At 58.5% G+C, this 3,878-nt stretch carries 4 protein-coding genes; all 4 read left to right on the plus strand.

What is annotated here, in order from left to right:
- On the plus strand, positions 1 to 330 hold a 330-nt coding region (locus tag HX846_RS32040; protein ID WP_178966939.1), incomplete at its 5' end, for a P1 family peptidase.
- Between the two features lie 364 nt (positions 331 to 694).
- Positions 695 to 2,143, plus strand: a complete 1,449-nt coding sequence (locus tag HX846_RS32045; protein ID WP_003217113.1) for a serralysin family metalloprotease — start codon at positions 695 to 697, stop codon at positions 2,141 to 2,143.
- A 74-nt stretch (positions 2,144 to 2,217) separates the two neighbouring features.
- Positions 2,218 to 2,586 carry an AprI/Inh family metalloprotease inhibitor gene (locus tag HX846_RS32050; protein WP_050550305.1) on the plus strand — a complete coding sequence of 123 codons (369 nt, stop codon included), beginning with the start codon at positions 2,218 to 2,220 and terminating at the stop codon, positions 2,584 to 2,586.
- 104 nt (positions 2,587 to 2,690) lie between these two features.
- Positions 2,691 to 3,878 (plus strand): type I secretion system permease/ATPase (locus tag HX846_RS32055; RefSeq protein WP_178966940.1); only part of this gene is annotated, 1,188 nt, incomplete at its 3' end.

Here is a 3,878-nt window from a genome sequence, read left to right on the forward strand (position 1 = left end):
CAACGCGCGTCCATCGGGATTGCGCGCACGGGTGGCGGTACCGAGGACTCCAGCGGGGACCTGTTCCTGGCGTTCGCCACCGGCAATCAGGATTTGCCGGTGGCCGACTACGGGCGCAAGGGCTCGCCCCTCAGCACAGCCCTGCAAATGGTCAATAACGACCACATTTCACCGCTGTTCAGCGCGGCGGCGGAGGCCGTGGAAGAGGCGATCATTAATGCCATAGTGGCCGGCGAAGACATGACCACCGACCAGGGTGTGCGGGTGCCCGCGCTGGATGCCCACACGCTCCTGCAGGCATTGCGCCAAACCGGCTGGCGCGGCCAGTAAGTAAACTAAGTCTTGTCCCGGTAATACGGGACAAACACTTAAATAGTGGCTATTCAATACTAACAATGACACGGTGACACTTTCTTAGTGCACCTCAGTCAATACTTTGGATCCATTCGTGGCTAAATGTCTTTAGGAGTATTTAATATTTAAATAGCTGGATTTTAATAAGGCGCTATTTACCAGTGTTTGCAGGTTTTGTTCACCGGCCCAACTTTATCCTTGGATAAAAACCGCTGGACGAATGATTTCAGGTTGTGTCAGTTTTCTTTCGCCTTCAAAAGGGGCGAGTGATCGGACTTACTCGCCAGAGTGGGTCCGGTCGGACAAAAACTGTTCCACTTGCAAACAAGGAAGTACGTTTATGTCAAAAGTAAAAGACAAAGCTATTGTGTCGGCGGCTCAAGCAAGTACCGCTTACACCCAGATCGATAGCTTTAGCCATCAATACGACCGCGGTGGCAACCTCACGGTCAATGGCAAACCGTCGTTCACCGTCGACCAGGCCGCCGACCACCTGCTGCGTGAGAACGCCGCGTACCGGGACGTGGATGGCAACGGCAAGATCGATCTCACCTACACCTTCCTGACTTCGGCTTCGAACGCGACCATGAACAAGCATGGGATCACCGGGTTCAGCCAGTTCAACACCCAGCAGAAAGCACAGGCCGTACTGGCCATGCAATCCTGGGCCGATGTGGCCAATGTCACCTTCACCGAGAAAGCCTCGGGCGGTGACTTCCACATGACCTTCGGCAACTACAGCGGCGGCCAGGACGGCGCAGCGGCCTTTGCCTACCTGCCAGGCACCAACGCCAAGTACAACGAAAGCGGCCTTGACGGCACTTCCTGGTACCTGACGAACAACAGCTACACGCCGAACAAGACCCCGGACCTGAACAACTATGGCCGGCAGACCCTGACCCACGAAATCGGTCACACCCTGGGCCTGGACCACCCTGGCGACTACAACGCCGGGACCGGCAACCCTTCGTACAAAGACGCGGACTATGGACAGGACACGCGTGGCTACAGCGTCATGAGTTACTGGAGCGAGAGCAACACCAACCAGAACTTCAGCAAAGGCGGGGTAGAAGCCTACTCGTCCGGCCCGCTGATCGACGACATCGCCGCGATCCAGAAGCTCTACGGCGCCAACTACAACACCCGTGCCGGTGACACCACCTACGGCTTCAACTCCAACACCGGGCGTGATTTCCTCAGCGCCACTTCATCGGCCGACAAGCTGGTGTTCTCGGTGTGGGACGGTGGCGGCAACGACACCCTGGACTTCTCCGGTTTTACCCAGAACCAGAAGATCAACCTCAATGAAACCTCGTTCTCCGACGTTGGCGGCCTGGTGGGCAACGTTTCCATCGCCAAGGGTGTGACCGTGGAGAACGCCATCGGCGGTTCGGGCAACGACCTGCTGATCGGTAACGCAGCCGCCAACGTCCTCAAGGGCGGTGCCGGCAACGACATCATCTTCGGCGGCGGCGGTGCAGACCAGCTGTGGGGCGGCTCAGGCAACGACACCTTCGTGTTCGGCGCCAGCTCCGACTCCAAGCCGGGTGCGGCCGACAAGATCTTCGACTTCACCTCGGGTTCGGACAAGATCGACCTCACCGGCATCACCAAAGGTGCAGGCCTGACCTTCGTCAACGCGTTTACCGGTCATGCCGGCGACGCGGTGCTGTCCTACGCTTCGGGTACCAACCTGGGCACATTGGCCGTGGACTTCTCCGGGCACGGCGTGGCGGATTTCCTCGTCACCACCGTTGGCCAGGCAGCCGTCAGCGACATCGTGGCCTGATACACGCGTAAAGGAGGGTGGCGCACACGCGCCGCCCTCTGCCCTTGCATCCACCCCATGAACGGGCGAAGGTGATGACGCTATTTCGCAGTACCGTGGCCTGGAGTTTCCAGGTGTTGCTTATGTCGGCAGGAGCCACAGCAATGGCAAGCAGTCTGGTTTTACCTACTTCCGCGCAGTTGGCCGGGCATTGGGCGCTGCACCAGCAAGAGCAGGTGTGCGCACTGGACTTGATTGAGCAGGCTAACGCGTTAGGGGGCGATGTGGAGTGCGCCGGACAATGGCTGGGGGAAGCCCCCGTTAGTTGGACGCCTACTCCCGATGGTATTTGGCTGATGAATGCCGAAGGCACCGGCATAACCCATTTGAATCGCCAGAAAGAAGGCGAATATGAAGGTCGCGCAAAAAACGGCGCGGTATTGATATTGCAACGTGCACCGTAATAGTTCGTTATAACGATATAACCCGATTTTAATGTTTGCCCGCCCCTTATTGGGGCGCTCGGTAAACTATTGCGCGTCATTCGGCTCAGGGAAGATCAGGCAACATGGCGAAGACCACTCCCGTTGCACCACTGTTCAAGGCACTCGGCGACTACAAAAGTATTCTGATCAGTATTGGCTGTTTCACGGCATTGATTAACGTATTGATGTTGGTGCCGTCGATTTATATGTTGCAAGTCTACGACCGCGTGCTGTCTTCACAGAACGAAACCACCCTGGTGATGTTGACGCTGATGGTGGTGGGGTTCTTCGCCTTTATCGGTGTGCTGGAGGTGATCCGCAGCTTTATCGTGATTCGCATCGGCAGCCAACTGGAGCGGCGTTTCAACCTGCGGGTCTACAAGGCCGCTTTCGAGCGCAACCTGCAACGGGGCGAAGGCCATGGCGGGCAATCCCTGGGGGACCTGACCCACATCCGCCAATTCATCACCGGGCCTGCGCTGTTCGCGTTTTTCGACGCGCCGTGGTTTCCGATCTATCTGTTCGTGATTTTCCTGTTCAACGTGTGGCTGGGTGTCTTGGCCAGTGCCGGTGCCGTGCTGCTGATTGCCCTGGCGTGCCTTAACGAATACCTGACCAAAAAGCCTCTGGGTGAAGCCAGCGGGTGTTCCCAGCAATCCACCCAATTGGCCACCAGCCACCTGCACAACGCCGAAACCATCCAGGCCATGGGCATGCTCGGTGCATTGCGCAAGCGCTGGTTCAAGGTGCATTCGCAGTTCCTGGGCCTGCAGAACAAGGCCAGCGACACCGGCTCGATCATCAGTTCCCTGAGTAAATCCCTGCGCCTGTGCCTGCAATCGTTGGTGCTGGGCCTGGGTGCGCTCCTGGTGATCAAGGGCGACATGACCGCCGGGATGATGATCGCAGGCTCCATTTTGATGGGCCGGGTGTTGAGCCCCATCGACCAGTTGATCGCCGTGTGGAAGCAATGGAGTTCGGCCAAGCTGGCCTACCAGCGCCTGGACAACCTGATGCGCGAGTTTCCGCCCCAGGGCGAGCAGATGGCCTTGCCGGCGCCCAAGGGCAATGTGAGTTTCGAGCAAGTCAGCGCAGGCCCGCCGGGGCGACGTGTGCCGACCTTGCATCAAGTCAGCTTCAACCTGACGGCGGGCGAAGTGCTCGGCGTGCTGGGTGCTTCCGGCTCCGGCAAATCAACCCTGGCCCGCGTGCTGGTGGGCGTATGGCCAACCCTGGCGGGCACCGTGCGCCTGGACGGAGCCGACATTCAT

Source organism: Pseudomonas sp. K5002 (genome assembly GCF_013386655.1).
Classification (GTDB): domain Bacteria; phylum Pseudomonadota; class Gammaproteobacteria; order Pseudomonadales; family Pseudomonadaceae; genus Aquipseudomonas.